The sequence below is a fragment of the Lysobacter sp. Root494 genome (genome assembly GCF_001427225.1).
Taxonomy (GTDB): domain Bacteria; phylum Pseudomonadota; class Gammaproteobacteria; order Xanthomonadales; family Xanthomonadaceae; genus Agrilutibacter.
Map to the genome: position 1 here is coordinate 1,010,997 of NZ_LMFH01000005.1, position 19,509 is coordinate 1,030,505.

Genomic DNA, 19,509 nt, shown 5'->3' on the forward strand with positions numbered 1-19,509 from the left:
ATCCCCGCTCTGCTTGAGGTTTGCCGCAAGTCGCGCGCTTGCGCGACCGCAACGTTCAGGCCTGCAATGCCGGCTGTCTCGCGCCCCACACCTCGGGTCCGGCCTTGCAATAGCGCTCGATGAAATCCTGTTGCGACGGCATCTTCGCAACCGCCTGTTCGATCGGTTGCCGGATCGATGCCAGCAGCCTGCGCATGTCGTCGTCGGACAAGGCACGCGCCAGCGGATGATGCTGCGCAGGTTGCAGCCCCTGCCCCAGCATCACGTGCAACCACGAATCGACGCGGAACAGTTCGTTGGGTTCCTGCCATGCATGGGCGCGCTCGCGCCACGCGTCTACGCGGGCCGCGAGCGATTCGGGCAATTCCATCTCGCGGCACTGCTTCCACATGGGCTCTTCGCGCTCGTTGGCGTGGTAATGCAGGACGATGAAGTCGCGAACGTGTTCCAGCTCGGCGCGCGTGACCTCGTTGTAGCGGTCGACCAACGAAGGCGCTATCCCGGCGAAGGGGAAAAGATGGATCAGGCTGATCACGCCGGTGATGGCCAGGTGGATGCTGGTCGACTCCAGTGGCTCGACGAAGCCGCTCGCCAGTCCAAGCGCGACCACGTTGCGATTCCACATGCGCAGCCGGCGTCCGGTGCGGAACGGAACGACACGCGGCTGGATGAGCGGCCTGCCTTCGACGTCGCGCAGCAACTTCGTGATCGCTTCGTCGTCCGACATGTGCCTGCTCGAATACACGAGTCCGTTGCCGACGCGGTGCTGCAGCGGAATCTGCCAGCGCCAGCCCGCTTCATGCCCGATCGCGCGCGTGTACGGCACCGGTGGGCCGACTGCTTCGGTCTGCAATGCCACGGCGCGATCGCAAGGCAGCCAATGGCTCCAGTCTTCGTAACCGGTCTGCAGGGTCTGCTCGATGAGCAGGCCGCGAAAGCCGGTGCAGTCGATGAACAGATCGCCGTCGACGACCTGGCCGTCTTCCAGCGTCAGCGCTTCGACGAAACCGGATCCGGGATCCTGCCTGACGTCGCGGATCTTTCCTTCGATGCGGGTAACGCCGTGGCGCTCGGCGATGCGGCGCAGGAAGCGCGCGTACATCCCGGCGTCCAGGTGGTAGGCGTAGTTGATTTCTGGTTGTTGCAACAGAGCAAAGCGCTGTGCTCGCGCGGCCACTGACTCAAGGCAGAAATCGCCGATGTCTGACGCCATACCGCGGCGGAGACTGTCGAGCCAGAAGTGGTGGAACTCGCAGGCCATCGTCCCGTGGCCGGTGATGCCGAACGGGTGGAAGTAGCGCGCTTCCGGTCGATGCCAGTCCTCGAACGAAATCCCGAGCTTGAAGGTGCAGGCAACTTCGCGCATGAACTCGCGCTCGTCGATCTGCACGAAGCGGTGGAAGGCGCGGATCGGCGGGATGGTGGATTCGCCCACACCGATCGTGCCGATCTGCTCGGATTCGATCAGCACGATTTCGAGCTGGTCGCGGAACTGGTGCGACAGCGCGGTCGCGGCGATCCAGCCTGCCGTACCGCCGCCGGCGATGACGACCTTGCGGATGCGGGATTCAGTCATGGGTTTCCTTTACGGGCAGGCGGGCAAATCCCCCGTCGTTCGCTACGCGAACGCCTGCCCCCTTTTTTAAAGGGGGCGATGAGCCGAGCGCTTGGCTTTTCTCCCTCCTTTCAAAGAGGGCGATGAGCGGAGCGTTTGTTTTTTCCCCCTTTGCAAAAGGGGGATCAAGGGGGATTCGCTTCATCGATTCAACTTCGCAATCAGCATCGCCCGCAACTGCCTCGCCATCACTTCATCGATCGGGTCGAGTACGTTGCGCGCAGCTTCGGGCAGGTGTTCGCCGGCGCCTTGCGGATCGCCGAACACGTAATAGTCGAAGATCGAGCGCCAAGCCTGACGCTCGCGTTCGGGCCGGTCGCGGATGGTCCACAACGCGTGGTACAGCGCGTGCATCGGCGTCGGAATGTATGCGGGCACGCTGCTCCACCAGTAGTTGACCAGCACGTTGAATGCTTCCAGCCCTTGGACGTGGTGCCACCACAGGCTGGGAATGAAGATCGCATCACCCGGCTCGAGCACCGCGGTCTGCGCGAATTCGAGCGCTTCGCGGAAGCGCGGATAACGCTCGAAATCAGGCGCATCGAAGTCGAGCACGCTGACCGCCTGCCCGCCCGGCGTCGGCTCCAGCGGGCCCGGATAAAGATTTTCGATTTGTTCCGGCGGAAACACGGTGAAGCGGCGGCGTCCCACCGCGCAGCAGGCGATGTTGTTCAGCGCGTCGTAGTGGCAGGAAGCGGTGACGCGATTGCCGATCCAGATGCCGGGCGGCGCGTCGATGCCGTGCGTGGCGAGGTCCAGGTCGTTCTCCTCGCGGAAGCGCGGTAGGCGGCTGTCGACCAGCAGCGACGCGACGTAGTACGTCGGCGGATTCGCATCGCGAGCGTGCGCCGCGATCTCGTCGAGCACGTCACCGAGCAGGCTCCGCCGCACTTCGCAATTCAATGCGGTGAAGTCGTCGTTGTAGAACGGCCGCCCCGCTACCTCAGGCGAACCGTACGAATAGGTCACCGGCTGGCCGTTGTAGTGGCCGCGCAGGTAATCCATCGCATCCGGCATCGAGCGCAGACCGGCCTGCACCAGGCCCCAGCTGCGCGTCAGTCCGCGCAGGACCGCGGGTTGTCCGGAAGCCAGAAGCTCCTGCAGCGGCAGCGTGTCGGGCTTGCAGCCTTCGATCACGCGGATGCTGGCAGCGACGTCGACCATGCACTCAGGCCGCAGCGGATTGGCGCAGGCGACGCTGTTTCTCGGCCATCAGCCGGCGCAGGTTGTGCATCGAAGACTGCACCAGGAATGCGCCTTCGAGGTAACCGGCGCGATGCAACCGGTGCAACGCCTCGGCGTCGAGCCCGGCGAGCCTGTCGCGATCGATGCCGTGCAGTCCGGACAGGCTCACGCGATGTTCCGCGTCGAGCTGCACTTCGAAGTGCATCGGCTGGATCAGTCCCAGCGCGTCGAACTCGGCGAACATTGCCTTCGCCGCTTCGACACCGTCGCGAATGCCGCGCAGTACGCCGGAGATATGCTCGAGGTACGGCGTGTGTCCGCCGCGTGGAAGGAACACCGCTTCGCCCTCGCTGGTGCTCACGCGTGGATGCTCCATGTCGACATGGATGACCGGCTCGCGGCGCAGTTCGCCTTCGATGCGTTGCTCCTGGAAGCCGATCAGGAATGGCCCCTTCGCGATCGCGCCCGGCAGGTAGTCCGCGTTCCAGCGCCCGTTCTGCAGGAACAGGTTTTCCTTGCGGTCGAAACCGAGCAGCGCCACCGCTTGCCATTCGCCGCTGTCGCGATCCTTGCGGAAGAAGATCGGGTATTCGCGTTGCAGCTCAGCGAATTCGGTCGGGAACGCCTGCACCATGCCGACGTCGTCGCCGAACTCCTGGCCAAAACGCGTGACGACGCGCAGGTCCTTGTGCGTGACGTTGTTCAGCAGTTCGTATCGGGGCATGGCGGTAATGGCGAGTCCGGTTCTCGTGGATCTTATGCGTCTTTCGCGGGCGCGCCCATCCGTGCGCGTAGCTCCACCGCTCACTTCTCATGAAAACGGGGACCGCCGGCGATGCAGCGGTCCCCGTTCCATGTCACTGCATCAGAACTTGTAACGCACGCCCACCATGTAACGCGGACTCTGGTCGGCCAGCTTCACGATCTGCTTGTCGGTGCGGGCGTGCCAGCGCACGTCTTCACCGGTCAGGTTGATCGCTTCGAGGCCGAAGGACCAATGATCGCCAAGCGCGTAGTTCACGCTCAGATCCCACTGGTAGTAGTCCTCGACGTAGTACGGATTACGGCTGGCACCCTGGTTGGCCAGGATCAGGTACTCGTCGCGCCAGTTCCAGGCGAGGCGAGCGGACCAGCCGTACTTCTCGAACATGAACATGACGTTCGCGGTGTCGCTCAGGCCCGTCAGGGCGAACTGGTCGACGTTCGGGTCTGCCGCATTGTCATAGCTCACGTCGCCGTCGACGATCGTGTAGTTGGCATAAAGGCCAAATCCGCTCTGGCCGAAGAAGTACTGGCCACCCAGTTCCCAGCCGTGCAGCTTGGCCTGATTCTGGTTGACCGGACGGTTGACGTTGAACATGTACAACGGATCGTCTGCTTCGCCGTACAGGTTGTACGCAGCTTCCGTCGCCAGTTGTTGCGCGCCCGTTCCGTTGAAGGCACCGACACCATTCGGATCGTTACGCAGCAGGGCCAGCGCGGTGAACAGCGATGTGTCGTTGCCCGAGCACGCGGCCGGATCGCCACCGGCGGCAGTAACCTGACTAACGCACTGCGGACTCTGCAGGAACGCGAGTGCGGCCTGCGCATCCGGGCCGGACGTCGGATCCCTCAGCCCGTACAGCGATTCCTGAGCGACGGTGTTGCCGATGAAGTTGTCGACCGTCTTGTTCCAGTACGTCACCGAAACATAGCTCGCATCCGCGAAGTACCACTCGAGCGCCAGATCCAGGTTGTCCGATTCGAGCGGCTTCAATCTCGGATTCTGGGCAGTGCCGCTGGCGCGGACCGACGGGTCCAGCAATACCGAACCGAACGGCTGCTGCGCGCCGGGACCGGCGTACAGGTTGCCGTAGGGTGCGCGCGCGATGCTCTTGCCGAACGAAGCACGGCCCTTCAGCTCCTCAGTAAAATCGATGCTGAAGTCCAGGTTCGGCAGGATGTAGCTGTAGCTGGTCTTTTCACTGAACGGCTGCTGCTCGTCGGAGAGAACGATGCGGAAGTCGTTGTTGGCCTGCCACTCGATCGATTCCGGGACCGCGATGACCGAAGTGGAGACCAGGTCGGTCTTCTCGTACCGGACGCCGATGCGGGTGTTGGTCTGCATGCCGGCCAGTTGGCCTTCCAGTTCGACCTGCAGGTAGGCCGCACCGGTCCGTTCTTCGACGAGATTGTCGGCAGCCCGCAGCGGGCTGACACCCAGATTGAGGCCGTACTGCGTTGCTGCCCACTGGGCCAGCGCCCCGGCATCACCCGCCCATGCGCCGTTGCTGCTGCCAATGTGATAGTCATCGAACAGGCCCACCAGATCGATCGGGTGGATCAGGTCCATCAGCCCGCCAGCGACATCCGAATCCACATTGCCCACGCCCCAGTCGCCCAGCGTGGAATACGCCTCGGACGCCTGGATGCGATGCGTGGTCGACTTGGAATTGTCGACGCCGAACTGGAAACGGCCTTGGTCGAAATCCCACTCGCCATCGATGCGTTGCTGCTTGACCTCGCTTATCTGCGTCTGTGCATTGATGCGCAGCACCTGCGAGCCGATCTCACCTTCGACAAAGCCCGGGTTAGTCACGCCATTGGTACCAGCCAAAGCATCCGCGGTCGTCGGATACCAGGTCTGCGAACCGACCGGCAGCCCGTTGTTGAACCACATTTCCTGCACCCACGAACCGCCGCAATGCGGACCACTCGTGCAGTTGTTGGTGCCCGCGATGCTCGAGAAGATCGAACCGCCACCGGTCAGCGGATCGTTCGGCCGGCTTTCGTTCTTTGAGTTGTGCGCGTCGAAGGCCACGCGGAAGTTGGGGGTTATGTCCCACTTGGCGTTGAAGCCCAGCGAACCCAGCTTGTACTTCTGCATGCTGCGCTGCTGTTCGAGGCCGAAGTCCTTGGTGCCGGCGACTTCGCGGATGTACACCGGCGTGGCAACGGCGCCGCTGGTGTCGAACTCCAGGTCGGTGTACTGGCTGTTTTGCAGCCACATGCTCTGCTCACCGCGGTTCTCGGTGATTTCGTTCGTCGAATACGTGTAGTCGAGGGTCAGTGTCACGCTGTCGACCGGTGCGAACTGGATCACCGCCTGGCCATTGATGCGTTCGCGTTCGAAATCGGCGAAGGCATAGCGGAGATCGTTCGGTCGTGCGTACAGGTCGCCGATGCCTGGTGCGTTCACGACGTCGGGGTTGCCCGGCATCGTTCCCGTCCACGGCTGGATGTTCCAGTAGTTGTCGGTCGCCTGCACCGAACCGCCATTACGCTTCTGGTAGCTCGCGCTCAGGCCGACACCGAAGGTCTTGTCGTCGTTGGTCCAGCTGAAGATGCCGGACACTTCAGGCGTGATGCTGTTGTCGAAGGGCTCGGACTGGTCGGACACTGCCTTCGCGCCCACGCTCGCAACGAGGCCGGTGTGGTTGAAGGGCTTGTCGGTCTGGATGTTGATCGTCGCGCCGATGCCGCCGCTGGGTACGTTGGCCTGGCTGGTCTTGTAGACCTCGAGGCTGCTGATCGCCTCGGAAGCGAGCTGTGCGAAGTTGAACGCGCGCGTGCCGCCGTCGACGCCGCCAATCGCGACCTGCCCCGCCGCACCGAACGCATCCGCGCCCGGAATCGTGCGGCCGTTGAGCGTGACCATGTTGAACTGCGGGCCGAAGCCGCGCGCGGTGACCTGCGCGCCTTCGCCATCGCGGCGTTCGATCGAGATGCCGGTAATGCGCTGCAGTGATTCGGCGAGGTTGGTGTCGGGGAACTTGCCGATGTCTTCGGCACTGATCGCGTCGACCACGCCTGCCGAGTCGCGCTTGATGCCCATCGACTGGTTGAGGCTGTTGCGGATGCCCGTGACCGTGACGGTGTCGAGCGTGGTGGCGTCCTGCAGCGTCTGCTGGGATGCAACCTGTTCTTCGGCAGGTTGTGCGCTCTGCGCACCGGGCGTGCTCTGCCCACCTTGCGCAACCTGCGTGTCCTGGGCGAATGCCGGATTGACCACCAACACGCCACCGACGAAGGTAAACAACGCGCGGGACTTGAAGCGCTTCAACTTGCCGCGCATCAGCGGATCCTCCAGTCAGAGGTAGAAGTGCGGATTGCCTCGTTCGCGACAGGCGTGGTCACTGTCGCTTGTGCCCGGAAAACTCCGGAAGGTTGATGCCTGAACCAGTACGCTTTCATTGAGTTGCCCTCCCACTCCAATGGATGTGTCGCCCCCGCCCCAGGGCACCTGCAGGTCGAACCTGCTTCTCAAGCCCTCTCTCAACGCGTCATGCAACTGCGTGTCCGTGGCATGGCACCGACCGAACGTGTTTCGTTGCGGCATGTCCGGACACTTCTGGCGGCGCCCTGTGCACTGCTATGTGGTAGCGCTACCAGAATGTTCGCGAGGCTACCTACGCTTTGCCGACCTTGTCACCATGCAGTGCAACAAATCTTTCGTTTCCGACGAAACCGGTTCGCGTTACGCAAGTACCGCGCCACGCCGGCGAGAGCGGGGCTCACGCTTCGCACCATTCCATCGCGAACCAGGCGTGGATCGACGCGTGCGGTGGCAGGGTCGCGGACTCCAGGTTGAAGGCATCCGGAGGCCCGGTCTGCGGCTCCACGCACGTGGCATGGTCCGGCTGGTCGTAAACGACCCAGTGACTGCAGTCGGATGTGAGCCGCAACCGCTTCCCGCCTCGATGGAGCAACACGGGCGCGTGGTTGACGAAGCAGTCGTCCCAGGGGCCCGGGGGAGGCGCAACGGTCGGCCCCACTGCTATGCCTTCCGCATCTCGCCGATAGAAGGCCTGTGGGTGGAATTCAAGGCGATCGGGCTTGACGAACCATGGATGCCATCCGAGCACGGGCCAGGGCATCGCCTCTTCACCGGCCTGCAGTGAAAGATGGCAACGCAATGCGTCGTCCGTCAGTTCGACGCGATGCGTGGCGATGCCGCCGAACGGCCAGCGCTCATCGCGCGGAAGCTCGAGCGACAGCTCGATGCGATGCGCCTGGCGATCCATGATCTGCCACGGCAGGCCGAACCCGACACCGTGTATCGCATGCCCTTCCAGGTTCCCGGGCAATTGATATTGCCTGCCTGCGAAGTCGAACCTGCCGCGGCGTATCCGGCCCGCCCATGGAAGCATCGGATAACAGCCCCACGCGATCATCGCCGGATTCGCGTCGTGACCCACCAGCCATTCGAGCCCGTCGCGCGAGATCCCGGCGATGCGGCCACCCGCATCGGCAGCGATGTCCACCTGCAACGAGCCGGAAGCGAGCCGCGTCAGCTTTCCCGCCGGAAAAGGCCGCAGCGCGCCATCAACCTCTGCTGCAATGTCCGGCTCATTCACCATAGGGATGCAAGGTGATGATCCTGCCCTGCGCGTCGTAGTGCAGCTCCGCGACCTTGATCGAGCGCAGGTGCGTGACGCCGCCGGAGAGGATGGAGTCGTGGTAGTAGAGCCACCAGCGTCCGTCGAATCCGACGATCGAATGATGCGTGGTCCAGCCCACGACGGGCGTCAGGATTTTCCCCTGATAGGTAAAGGGCCCGTAGGGATTTCCCGCCACGGCGTAGCACAGGAAATGCGTGTTGCCCGTGGAATACGACAGGTAATAGCGGCCCTGGTACCTGTGCATCCACGGGCCCTCGAAGTACCGGCGCTCGTGGTCGCAAGCGAGCAGTGGCTCGCCACTCTCGTCGACGATGACCACTTCACGGGGCGGCTCCGCGAACTGCTTCATGTCATCCGTCAACCTCGCCACCCGCGGACCCAGTGCGGGCTCATGCGCTGCGGGTTCCTCGTTGGCGTCCGCGTAGAGGTTGTCGCGGTACTTCTGCAACTGGCCGCCCCAGATGCCGCCGAAATACATGTAGTGCCCGCCGTCGTCGTCGGCGAACACCGCGGGGTCGATCGAATAGCTTCCGTAGATCGCTTCGGGTTCCGGCTTGAAGGGGCCTTCCGGGCGATCACCGATCGCAACACCGATCTGGAAAATGCCGTCCGCGCGTTTCGCGGGGAAATAAAGGTAGTACTTGCCGTCCTCATGCGCGGCGTCCGGCGCCCACATCTGCCGTTGCGCCCAGGGCACGTCCTTCACATGCAGCGCGACGCCGCAATCGATCGCCTCTCCTTCCGGAGAATCCATGCGGAAGACGTGGTAGTCCTCCATGCCGAAGTGGTCGCCGCTGTCGTTGAAGGGAATCCCTGCGTCGATGTCGTGCGAGGGATAGATGTACAGCCGGCCTTCGAACACGTGCGCCGACGGGTCGGCGGTGTAGATGTGCGTGACCAGCGGCTGGGAGATGGCCTTCTCCGCCAGCACCTGCAGCTCGGACGGATCGATTTCGTCGGACATGGCGGTTTACCGGTACGAAATGGAAGTCGGAATCACGCCGTCGCCGCACCCAAGCGGCGCGCGCGCAGTTCGCGTTCGATCTGCGTTTCCATGCTCTTGTCGATCTCGTACAGGAACAGCAGCGCGATACAGACGAGGAATGGGATCGAACAGTAGATGCTCACCGCCAGCTTGATGCCCTGCACCGTCTGCGGTGCCTGCGCGGCGAGATCGGGGTCGTACCCATACTTGGCGAGAATGCCTGCGACCAGCGCGCCGCCGACGCTCAGTCCGATCTTCAGGCCGCACAGGATCGCGGAGAAGGTGATCGCGGTGGCGCGGCGATGGTTCTTCCACTCCGACCAGTCGGCAACGTCGGCCACCATCGCCCACAACAGCGGGATCGTGATGCCGTAAAGGAAGCCATGCAGGATGTACGACGCCACCACCAGTCCCACCGAACGCGGCGAGTAGAACCAGAACGCCAGCAGGCAGAGGGTCGAAAGGAACAACGCGCCGCCGAATACGTTGCGCTTGCCGTAGCGATCGGCCAGTCGCTTCGAAAAGCCGATGCCGACGATCATGAAGAGGATGCCCCCGGCGTTGAACAGGCTGAAGGCCGACGTCGGCGCATCTTTCGGCCACTGGAACGAAGTGAGCCCGATACCGGTGAGGAACGAGTTGAGCCCGGCGATGAAGGCATTGAAGCCGCTTGCCTGCAGGAATGCCGCTAGTGCCTGTTCGTCCATGTAGTACTTGAAGTAGTACACGTACATGCCGCCCTTGAGGGCGAGATTGATGAACACCAGGATGGTGAGCAGCAGCATCAGCAACCATGGCAGGTTGCGCGCGAGATCGCCGAGGTCCTGGCGGATGCTCGACTTCTGCTCCGGCGCGGGAACGATGCGCTCCTTCGTAGTGAAGAAGGTGACCAGGAAGAACACCGTGCCAACCACCGCGAATACCGCCATGGTGTTGTGGAAGCCCTGCACCTTGTCGCCACCGCCAAGAATCAGCACCAGCGGCAGCAACAGCACCTGGATGATGAACTGCGCGATCATCACCGCGACGAAGCGGTACGACGACATGCTGTTGCGCTCGGCCATGCTGCCCGTGATCACGCCGCTGAGCGCGGAGTACGGCAGGTTGTTGGCGGCGTAGATCAGCACCAGCAATGTGTAGGTTCCGAGCGCGTAAAGAACCTTGCCGCGCTCGCCGAGATCGGGCGTGCTGAATGCCAGCAGCGCGAGCACGCCGAACGGCACCGAGGTCCAGAGGATCCATGGCCTGAACTTGCCCCAGCGCGTGACCGTGCGATCGGCGATCAGGCCGATCGCCGGCGTGAACACGAATGCCCCGAGCATGCCGCCGATGAAGATGATCGTCGCCGCCGTGCCGGCCGGTATCCGGAACACGTCGGTGTAGAAGAACGCGAGGAAGGTGACCAGCGTCTGGAAGATCAGGTTGGCCGCGAGGTCGCCGAGGCTGTAGCCGATCTTTTCCCGAACCGAAAGCGTGTCTGCGCGGTTGCTCATGGATGCGTAAGTCTTCTGTTCGTGGATAACGTGCGGAATCCGCCATCCTGGCGCCGGTCCGCGCGGGATCCGGATACACCGCGGCCCGCCCGATGCAATGCACCGGACGGGCCGCGGGTGGGTTGCCCACCGATCTACGGCATCAGAACGCCTTAAGCTAAGGTAGCGCTACCATCCGCTCGCCCGCACGCTGCATAGCAGCATCCACTCCATCGAAGGGACGGCATGAACTCCACCAAAGCCCTGCTGCTCACCGCGGCCCTCGCTGCGCTTCCACCTGCACTGCATGCACAGGGTGCGCCGCTCGCGGCGGGACAGGAAAAATTCCTCGGCAGCATCCACAGCCCGGCACAGGTCAAGGACTTCGCCAGCTACTGGAACAAGGTGACGCCGGAAAACGCGGGCAAATGGGGCGAAGTCGAAGCAGTGCGCGATCGCATGGACTGGAGCGGACTCGACGCGGCCTACCGCTTCGCCAGGGAACACGGCTTTCCGTTCCACATGCACGTGATGGTCTGGGGCAACCAGCAGCCGGAATGGATCGAAAAACTCCCCCCGGCCGAGCAGCGAGAAGAGATCGAGGAATGGTTCGCCGCGGTTGCGCAGCGCTACCCCGATGCTGATTTCGTCGAAGTGGTCAACGAGCCGTTGCACGATCCACCCAACAAGGATGACGAAGGTGGCGGCAACTACATCGAAGCACTGGGCGGTGCCGGCGCGACCGGCTGGGATTGGATACTCACTTCGTTCCGTCTGGCGCGGCAGCACTTTCCCCATTCGAAACTGCTGATCAACGACTACAGCATCACCAATACGCCGGCCGATGCGGGACGCTACCGCGCAATCATCGACCTGCTGGCGAAGGAAAAGCTGGTCGACGGGATCGGAGTACAGGGCCATGCGTTCGCGACAAGGCCGGACGTGCCGATGTCGGTGCACAAGGCCAGCCTCGACCTGCTCGCCGAAACGGGGCTGCCGATTTACGTCACCGAACTCGACATCGACGGCGCAAGCGACGCCGGACAGTTGCGCGATTACCAGCGCGTGTTCCCCGTATTCTGGGAGCATCCGGCGGTTCGCGGCATCACGTTGTGGGGCTTCCGTCCCGGGATGTGGCGCACGAAGGAGCAGGCGTATCTCGTGCGAAAGGACGGCAGCGAACGTCCGGCCATGGCCTGGCTTCGCGGCTATGTTCGTGAGGTAACGGAACCAGGACGCATGGCAATGAACTTCTCCGCCCTCACGTCGCACGCTGGCATCGGCCGCATCACGGCCTACGACCCCGCTTTCCCTGCCATCGTTCCCGCGGACGCACGAATCGAGAGGATCGCTGACGGTTTCACCTGGTCGGAAGGACCGACGTGGATCCGTGACGGCGCCTACCTGTTATTCACTGACGTACCGGAAAACACGCTCTATCGCTGGTCCGAGCACGACGGGCTCTCGGTGTACCTCAGGCCCTCTGGCTACACGGGTCCGGAACTCGACACATTGCGCGAAGCAGGCGCGAACGGGCTGTATGCGGAGCCGGAAGGCACGGTGCTACTTGCCGATTCCGGCTCGCGCCTTGTCGCACGCTTAGATCCGCTATCGAAGCGCAAGACGCCACTGGCCACGCACTTCGAGGGACACCGATTCAACAGTCCCAACGATGTCGTCCGCCGCAGCGACGGCGTGATCTTCTTCACCGATCCGCCGTACGGGCTGAAAGGCATCAACGAATCCCCGGTGAAGGAACTGCGGTTCAATGGCGTCTTCCGCCTGGATCCCGACGGCAGCGTGCACCTGGTCGATGACGGACTGAGTTTTCCCAATGGCGTCGAACTCTCGCCCGATGGCCGCACGCTTTACGTGTCCAATGCCGACGGCGAGCGGCCCATATGGATGGCTTACTCACTCGACGTCCACGGCGAAGCCACCAGCAAACGCATCTTTGCCGACGCCTCCGATCTCGTTGCACGGGATGCACCGGGCTTGCCAGACGGCATGGCGATGGCGGCCGACGGAACGCTGTTCGCTGCCGGTCCGGGAGGCGTGCTCGTGTTCGCGCCGGATGGCCGGCGGCTCGGTCGCATCGAAACCGGCAGCGCGATCGCAAACTGCGCCTTTGGCGACGATGGACGCACCTTGTACATGACTTCGCACACGTTCCTCGCTCGCGTACGCGTCAACCTGGTCGGCCTGGGGTTCGGTGCGAAACCCTAGTTCAGGTATCGGGAGGCAAGGGCGTTCGAGAGAGTTTCCGCGATAAGGCACTACGACGTTCGCTACCGAATTCCAGGCCTCGGATCCGAACGCGATCGCGCGATGGTTTTCCGGGACCGTGGAGAGCGCCGCCTCGACCATGCGTCGAAGCCACCTTGCTCGTCAACCTTGCTTCAATCCGTCACGGTGAAGCTCCGCCGCAAGCGGATATCCGAACTGGAGGCGCCAATCTGCACTTCGTACTCGCCCGGGTCGACGACATAGGCGCCCGCCGCTTCGTCCCAGATCCGCAGGTCGCGGCTTGGGATGACCTCGAATTCGATTTCGCGCGCTTCGCCCGGTTGCAGGTGCACGCGCCGGAAGCCACGCAGCTCCTTCAACGCGCGCTCGCGCTTCGGGTTCTTCGCGGCGAGATACAACTGCGCGACCTCGTCGCCCGCGCGCCTTCCTTCGTTCTTCAGCGTAAGCGTGACCTTCATGTGGCCGTTCGCGGTGGCCTGGCGTCGATCCAGTTCGAGCCCGCCGTAGCCGAAGCGCGTGTACGACAGGCCGTGCCCGAACGCATACAAGGGCTCACCGCCGAAATAGCGATACGTGCGGCCCTGCATCGAGTAGTCGTCGAAAGCCGGAAGCTTTTCATCCGCCTTGTAGAACGTTACCGGCAAGCGTCCGGCGGGATTGACGTCGCCGAACAGGACGTCGGCGACTGCATTGCCACCGCGCTGCCCCGGATACCACGCGAGCACGATCGCCGGCAGGTTCTGTTGCGCCCAGTCGACCGCGAGCGCCGAGCCCGTGGTTAGCACCAGCACCACCGGCTTCCCGGTTGCGTGCAGCGCTTCGAGCAGCTTGCGCTGTGTTGCGGGAAGGCGAAGGTCGGTGCGATCGCCACCGGCAAATCCCGGATAGCTGACTTCCATCTCCTCGCCTTCGACATCGCCGGTCAGACCGCCGACGAACACCACCACTTCCGCGTTGCGTGCGGTGTCGAGTGCTTCGTCGAACGGTGATTTCGCGCCTGGCATGCGCCAGCCCAGCCGTACGCCGGCATCGCGTTCGAACTCGTAATACTCGAGCTTGATGTCGTAGGCGCGGCCTGCTTCGAGGTCGACCGCAACGGACTTGCTGCGCAGTCGTGGCACGTCGCTCCACTCGTCGAGCAGCAACTTGCCATCGAGCCAGAAGCGCAGGCCGTCGTTGGCGGCGACTTCGATTTCGTAGCGGCCGCTCACCGGCGGCAGCACCTGCCCGCTCCAGCGCACGGCGAAGTCGTCGCCGCCGAGACTCGCGGCGGTCGCCATTTCGCCACGAGCGACCATGTCGTCGGTGGGCCCGCCACGATCCCAGCGGAAGCCGACCTGAGGATCGATGCGGCTCAGCACCGGCTTGCCCTTGAACGCGCGGCCACGGAAGTACTCGCCCTTGAGCCCGCGTTCGGTAGAACCCACGGCAGGACGCAGGTAGCGCGACTCGATCAGCGGCGAAGCCATGGGATCGCTTCGACCTTCGACGAGGTCCACGCCGCGTGCATAGGTCACTTCGGCATTCGGCAACGCTTCGCGAATGCCGTGCAGCACCGTCACCGGGTCGGCTGGCGTGCCGTAGTAGTTGCCGAGCAGCGACATCTCGTCGTCGGCGGTCGGGCCGACCACGGCGACGCGCTTGAGCTGCTTCGACAAAGGCAGCACACCGTCGTTTTTCAGCAGCACCAGCGATTCCTGCGCGGCGCGGCGCGCGAGTGCATCGTGTTCCGGCGCCTGGTTGACCGAATACGGGATCTGCGCCCAACGCACCATTTCCGGCGGATCGAACATGCCCAGCCGCATCCGTGCAGTGATCAGACGCTTCAATGAAGCATCGAGTTCGGTCTCACTGATCAGGCCTTTTCGCACGGCCACCGGCAGCGCCTTGGCATGGCTGTTTCCGCAGTCGAGGTCGTCGCCGTTCTTCACCGCGAGCGCGGACGCCTCTTCGACGGTGGCGACGATCTTGTGGTTCTTCCAGATGTCCTCGATCGCCCAGCAATCGGACAATACATAACCCTTGAAGCCCCAGTCGCGGCGCAGGATGTCCTGCAGCAGGAACTTGCTCCCGCTCGCCGACTCGCCATAGACGCGGTTGTATGCGCCCATCACGGCATCGACGTCGGCCTCCTTCACCAGTGCCTCGAATGCGGGCAGGTACGTCTCGTAAAGGTCGCGCTTGCTCGGATGCACGTCGAAATGATGGCGGTCTGCTTCCGGGCCACTGTGCACGGCGAAGTGCTTGGCGGTCGCATCGAGCTTGCGGTACTTCGGATCGTCACCCTGCAATCCCCTGACGAAGGAGATGCCCATCCGCGAAGTCAGGTAGGGATCCTCGCCGTAGGTTTCCTGGCCGCGGCCCCAGCGCGGGTCGCGGAAGATGTTGATGTTCGGCGACCAGAACGTCAGTCCCTGGTAACGCCCGCGCTCGCCGCGACGCGCGGCTTCGTGGTGCTTCGCGCGCGCCTCGTCGCTGATGGTTTTCGAGACTTCGTCCATCAGGGGAACGTCGAAGGTGGCCGCAAGACCAATTGCCTGCGGGAACGAAGTCGCATCGCCCGCGCGGGCGATCCCGTGCAGCGCTTCGTTCCACCAGTCGTACGCCGGAATGCCGAGACGCGGGATCGCAGGATTGTCGTGCTGCATGAGCGCGGCCTTTTCTTCCAGCGTCAGTCGCGATACCAGATCGGCTGCGCGCTCCTCGAAACTGCGCGCGGTGTCGAGGTAGGCAGGTGTGGCCTGCGCCGCTTTCGCTGCCTGCTGCGTCTGGGCGTGGCTGGCGTTCGGTATCGCCAGCAGCATCGCGATTGCAAGGCAAGCCGCCGTGGATTTCACTGCGTAGTCCATCTTCCCTCTCCCATGTGCCCTACTCGGATGCTTCGATGCGTGCGTACGGCCCGAGCGTCGCGCCGACGAAACCGCCGGCGACGTCGGTACTGAGGATCGTTCCGTCGTCGTTCTGCACCAGCCAGCGCCAGCCTTTGCCATCGGCGTCGTAGCCGAAGGAATACGCGCCGTAATTTCCGCTGATCTTCAACTTCAGCGCTGCGGTATCGATGCGCGCCGTCGCAACGATGGCGCGCGTCCTGTCACTGCTCTTCTCGAGGAAGAGTTCGGGTCCATCCGCTGTCTGGCGCACACCGAGGAAGTACCAGTACTTCTCGCCCTGGAATGCGGCCAGTCCGGCGGCCACGTTTCTCTCGCGCGGAACCTGCAGCGATGTGCTTGCCTCGAAGGCCATGTGCTGCTGGCGCCGGCCGATGAAGGATGGATTGCGCAACGTGTCCAGTCCTTCGGCGAGCGGGTGGATCGTCAGCGTGCCCGGTTCGGACGCGAGATCGGCCCAATGCGTCTTCGGCACGCGCACATACAGCCACGCGCGATCGAGCTGCGGCTTGTCGAATTCGTCGCGCCACGTGAAGTTGCCACTGAGCGGCGCCTGCTTCGCTTCGCCTTGCATGAACGATGGAGCCGGAGCAACTTGCGGAATCGCAAGTCCGTTTTCGAGAATCACCGGCCAGCCATCTTTCCATTCCACCGGAAGCAGGAACGTCTCGCGCCCGGTGTTGTAATGCACGCCGCCATAGGTCCGGCTGGCGAGAAACACCGCCCACCACCGGCCATCGAGGCCTTCGACGAGATCGGCATGGCCCGCATTCGTAATCGGATTCGCGCGATCCGCAGTGAGGTCACGCTGCGTGAGGATCGGGTTGTGCTCGTAAGGCTTGTACGGACCCCACACGTCGCGACTGCGCAGCACGACCTGCGAGTGTTGCGGCCCGGTTCCGCCTTCCGCGCAGACCAGGTAGTACCAGCCCTCGCGCTTGTAGATGTGGGGGCCTTCGATCCAGATCGGTTTCTTCGACAGATCGACGCCGCCATTGATGACGACCTCAGCCTTGCCGACCGGCTGCAATTTCTTCAGGTCGAACTCCCGCAGCCAGATCGCGCGATGGCCGTCGTAGAGCGGCTCCCCTTCGGGCGCATCGTTGTTGAGCAGGTAAACCTTGCCGTCGTCATCGAAGAACAATGAGGTGTCGATGCCACCGACCGTCGGCAGCCACACCGGATCGGACCACGGCCCTGCGGGGTTCTTCGCGGTGACGATGTAGTTGCCGCCATTGTCGACCGCCGTGTTGAGCACGTAGAACACGCCTTCGTGATAAGTGATGGTCGGTGCGAACACGCCGCGCGACACACCCAGGCCGTCGAAGTCGAGCTGCGAAGGTCGGTCGATGACGCTGCCGATGTGCTTCCAGTGCACGAGATCAGTGCTTTCGAATACGGGAATGCCGGGGAAGTAAGTAAACGTGGAATTGACGAGATAGAAGCGATCGCCCGCGCGGATCACGGCGGGATCGGGATGGAAACCGGCAAGGATCGGATTGCGGTAGTGGTCCGGTGGCAACGGTTGCTCAAATGCCCCATCGTGACCGGTGTATTCGAACCAGTCGAAGCGGACCGGTTCGGCTGCAGACGCGGTACTCGCAAGCGTTGATTGCAGAAACGCGGCGAGCAGAACCGCAAGGAGAACACGCCATCCTTGCCTCCACTCGATACTCCACATTCCAGCACTTCTCTCTTGAAGACTGGGGAGCTTTGTCTTTGGCGGAACGCGTGCGGAACTTTGCGCCGCGGTTTCGTCGGAAGATGTCGTGCTCATGGGGAAGGCTCGCGCGTAATGATTATTCGATAGGAAGTTCGAACGGACCAGCAGGCAGGCCCATCCCGTCGAACAAGGTGACGATGGGACTGTCCGCCCACGCATGGCGTACGCGTGTCGGATTCGTTACCAGTGCACGCAGCAGCACGACATCGTTGCGGATCTGTGCCTCTGCGTAACGGCACGAGCCCGCTTCGGCGCCACACAGTTCGAAGCCGATCGGACCATCCGCGCCATAGGCGACCAGACCACCGCTTACCTCGCCAAAGCGCACTTCAACTGCATCGCCCTGGCGTTTCGTGGACAACGCCACGGGCCCGGACTCCGCAATCCTTTCGCCGAACACGACATTCCGCGCTGCGCGCGCAAGCCGGCGTCCGAGTTCCTGTTTGTTGGCGGGATGGATGTCGTAGCGATCGCCGATGTCGATGGCGACCGCCAGCCCGGTACGCGCGTCTTCCGCCGCGACGGCACGCTGCACTTCGCGCAGTGCGGCCCAACCGCTTTCGCCCGGCTTCGTCGGCGGCGTGCCGTAGTTCGCCAGTTGCACCAGGAGCAATGGCAGATCCTTGCCGAAGTGCGCGCGCAGGTCGTCGCGGTAGGTGCGCAGCAGTTCGCGATACGCGGCCGGATCGCCGGTGTTGGATTCGCCCTGGTACCACAGCGCCCCGCGCAGGCCATAACCAACCAGGGGCGCGATCATGCCGTTGTACAGCGTCGTCTTGCCCGAAGCGGACATCCACGGTGCGAGTGGCGGCGAGCCCACGCTGGCGGAAACGATGCGGTACTGCCACGCGCCATCCAGCGGCACCGTCGAACCATCCGCGAAGCGCAACACGCGCGACGAAGACGGGCCGGTGATACCGCCATCGACATAGGTGTCGAGCGCATTGACTACGAGCACGTTGTCGCCCGCCTTCAGCCATCCGCGCGGCAGCGGATAGGCGCGCTGCTCGCCAATATAGGCGCTCCCGACGCCGCGCCCGTTGACCCAGGTCATGTCGATCTCGTCGACGGTGCCGAGTTCCAGCACCGCGTCCTGCGCGGCCTGCTCCGCGCTCAGCTTCAGTGTCGTGCGATACCACAGCATGCCGTTGAACGAAGCGAGCTCCGGCACGCCCCATGTTTCCCACGCGCCGAGTTCGCGCGGTGCCGCGCGCCACTCCTTGCCGGGCACGTAATCCATGCGCCACGGCTCGTCGCCGGGGTCAACACCAGGGCGTTCACGCCACCATCTGGCCCACGCTTCGCCCCAGGTTGCAGTCGCGGCTGGTCTATCGGTTGCGTACTGCGCTAGTACGTCGAGAGCATCGTCGTAAGCACCGAGCTTGCGCAGTGAAGCAGCGCTGATCCAGGTTTCGATCCGCGCGCCGCCCCAAGAAGAATTGATCAGCCCCATCGGCACGTCGATGGTCTTCTGCAACTCGCGTGCGAAGTAGTAGCAGGCGGCGGAAAATTCCGGCGCGGTCTGCCGCGTTGTCTTCTCCCATTGCACCGGGATCGCGAAGTGCGTGAGCGGCGCTACGCTTTCCTTCTGCCCGACCTTGAGCATGCGGATGCGATCGTTGTTCGCGCCTTCGATCTCGGCACGGGAATCCAGCGTGCGCTTGACCTGCAGTTCCATGTTCGACTGCCCGGAACACAGCCACACGTCGCCGATGAGGATGTCGTCAGCCGTCTGTGTTGTGGCACCGGAGCGAGCGCTGAGCGTGTACGGGCCGCCTGCTTTCAACGCCGGCAGTTGTGCCTGCCAGCGACCTTCGGAATTCGCGCGCGCCTTGGCGGTTTTACCGGCGAGCGAAATAGAAACCTCGGCGCCGGGTTGCGCGTCGCCCCAGATCCGGATCGGCTGATCGCGCTGCAATACCGCGTGATCCTGAAACATTTCGTGCAGCAACGGCATGTCAGCGGCCTGTGCCCACGGCGCGAATGCCAGCGTTAGCAGCAGTCCCACGGCAA

At 63.5% G+C, this 19,509-nt stretch carries 10 protein-coding genes and 2 pseudogenes; 2 read left to right on the forward strand and 10 right to left on the reverse strand.

Features of this window, described 5'->3' with window-relative positions; translation table 11 throughout:
* Nucleotides 1-55: 55 nt before the first annotated feature.
* The 7 genes from ASD14_RS07920 to ASD14_RS07950 all read right to left on the reverse strand — a co-directional run bounded on the left by ASD14_RS07920 (nucleotide 56) and on the right by ASD14_RS07950 (nucleotide 10,659).
* Complete coding sequence (locus tag ASD14_RS07920) at nucleotides 56-1,576, reverse strand: tryptophan halogenase family protein (protein WP_056131365.1); 1,521 nt, start codon at nucleotides 1,574-1,576, stop codon at nucleotides 56-58.
* Nucleotides 1,577-1,756: 180 nt separating this feature from the next.
* Nucleotides 1,757-2,779, reverse strand: a complete 1,023-nt coding sequence (locus ASD14_RS07925; RefSeq protein ID WP_056131368.1) for a cupin-like domain-containing protein — start codon at nucleotides 2,777-2,779, stop codon at nucleotides 1,757-1,759.
* A 4-nt stretch (nucleotides 2,780-2,783) separates the two neighbouring features.
* Complete coding sequence (locus ASD14_RS07930; RefSeq protein WP_056131371.1) at nucleotides 2,784-3,524, reverse strand: SapC family protein; 741 nt, start codon at nucleotides 3,522-3,524, stop codon at nucleotides 2,784-2,786.
* Nucleotides 3,525-3,665: 141 nt separating this feature from the next.
* A complete protein-coding gene (locus tag ASD14_RS07935; RefSeq protein ID WP_056131374.1) occupies nucleotides 3,666-6,854 on the reverse strand; it encodes a TonB-dependent receptor in 3,189 nt (1,062 codons plus the stop codon).
* Between the two features lie 439 nt (nucleotides 6,855-7,293).
* Nucleotides 7,294-8,043 carry an aldose epimerase gene (locus tag ASD14_RS07940; RefSeq protein ID WP_235565334.1) on the reverse strand — a complete coding sequence of 250 codons (750 nt, stop codon included), beginning with the start codon at nucleotides 8,041-8,043 and terminating at the stop codon, nucleotides 7,294-7,296.
* 85 nt (nucleotides 8,044-8,128) lie between these two features.
* Nucleotides 8,129-9,145 (reverse strand): glycoside hydrolase family 43 protein, encoded by a 1,017-nt coding sequence (locus tag ASD14_RS07945; RefSeq protein ID WP_056131379.1) that lies wholly within the window; start codon nucleotides 9,143-9,145, stop codon nucleotides 8,129-8,131.
* Between the two features lie 32 nt (nucleotides 9,146-9,177).
* Nucleotides 9,178-10,659 carry a glycoside-pentoside-hexuronide (GPH):cation symporter gene (locus ASD14_RS07950; RefSeq protein WP_056131382.1) on the reverse strand — a complete coding sequence of 494 codons (1,482 nt, stop codon included), beginning with the start codon at nucleotides 10,657-10,659 and terminating at the stop codon, nucleotides 9,178-9,180.
* A 225-nt stretch (nucleotides 10,660-10,884) separates the two neighbouring features.
* Here ASD14_RS07950 and ASD14_RS16325 point away from each other — a divergent pair.
* Both ASD14_RS16325 and ASD14_RS07960 read left to right on the forward strand, forming a co-directional pair.
* Nucleotides 10,885-11,853 (forward strand): annotated as a pseudogene (locus ASD14_RS16325) (endo-1,4-beta-xylanase); the annotation flags it as partial.
* Between the two features lie 102 nt (nucleotides 11,854-11,955).
* Nucleotides 11,956-12,864, forward strand: a pseudogene (locus ASD14_RS07960) (SMP-30/gluconolactonase/LRE family protein); the annotation flags it as partial.
* A gap of 173 nt (nucleotides 12,865-13,037) precedes the next feature.
* Here the strand turns inward: ASD14_RS07960 and ASD14_RS07965 are convergent.
* The 3 genes from ASD14_RS07965 to ASD14_RS07975 all read right to left on the reverse strand — a co-directional run bounded on the left by ASD14_RS07965 (nucleotide 13,038) and on the right by ASD14_RS07975 (nucleotide 19,453).
* Nucleotides 13,038-15,689, reverse strand: a complete 2,652-nt coding sequence (locus tag ASD14_RS07965; protein ID WP_056132327.1) for a beta-glucosidase — start codon at nucleotides 15,687-15,689, stop codon at nucleotides 13,038-13,040.
* A 64-nt stretch (nucleotides 15,690-15,753) separates the two neighbouring features.
* Nucleotides 15,754-17,454, reverse strand: a complete 1,701-nt coding sequence (locus tag ASD14_RS07970; RefSeq protein WP_056131386.1) for a glycoside hydrolase family 43 protein — start codon at nucleotides 17,452-17,454, stop codon at nucleotides 15,754-15,756.
* Between the two features lie 118 nt (nucleotides 17,455-17,572).
* Nucleotides 17,573-19,453 (reverse strand): sialate O-acetylesterase, encoded by a 1,881-nt coding sequence (locus ASD14_RS07975; RefSeq protein ID WP_235565358.1) that lies wholly within the window; start codon nucleotides 19,451-19,453, stop codon nucleotides 17,573-17,575.
* Nucleotides 19,454-19,509 lie beyond the last annotated feature (56 nt).

Coding starts and splice junctions, on each gene's coding strand:
- ASD14_RS07965 (WP_056132327.1), bottom strand. CDS start 15,689: ATGCTGCTGGCGATACCGAACGCCAGCCACGCCCAGACGCAGCAGGCA.
- ASD14_RS07970 (WP_056131386.1), bottom strand. CDS start 17,454: ATGTGGAGTATCGAGTGGAGGCAAGGATGGCGTGTTCTCCTTGCGGTT.
- ASD14_RS07935 (WP_056131374.1), bottom strand. CDS start 6,854: ATGCGCGGCAAGTTGAAGCGCTTCAAGTCCCGCGCGTTGTTTACCTTC.
- ASD14_RS07975 (WP_235565358.1), bottom strand. CDS start 19,453: ATGCCGTTGCTGCACGAAATGTTTCAGGATCACGCGGTATTGCAGCGC.
- ASD14_RS07930 (WP_056131371.1), bottom strand. CDS start 3,524: ATGCCCCGATACGAACTGCTGAACAACGTCACGCACAAGGACCTGCGC.
- ASD14_RS07945 (WP_056131379.1), bottom strand. CDS start 9,145: ATGTCCGACGAAATCGATCCGTCCGAGCTGCAGGTGCTGGCGGAGAAG.
- ASD14_RS07925 (WP_056131368.1), bottom strand. CDS start 2,779: ATGGTCGACGTCGCTGCCAGCATCCGCGTGATCGAAGGCTGCAAGCCC.
- ASD14_RS07920 (WP_056131365.1), bottom strand. CDS start 1,576: ATGACTGAATCCCGCATCCGCAAGGTCGTCATCGCCGGCGGCGGTACG.
- ASD14_RS07950 (WP_056131382.1), bottom strand. CDS start 10,659: ATGAGCAACCGCGCAGACACGCTTTCGGTTCGGGAAAAGATCGGCTAC.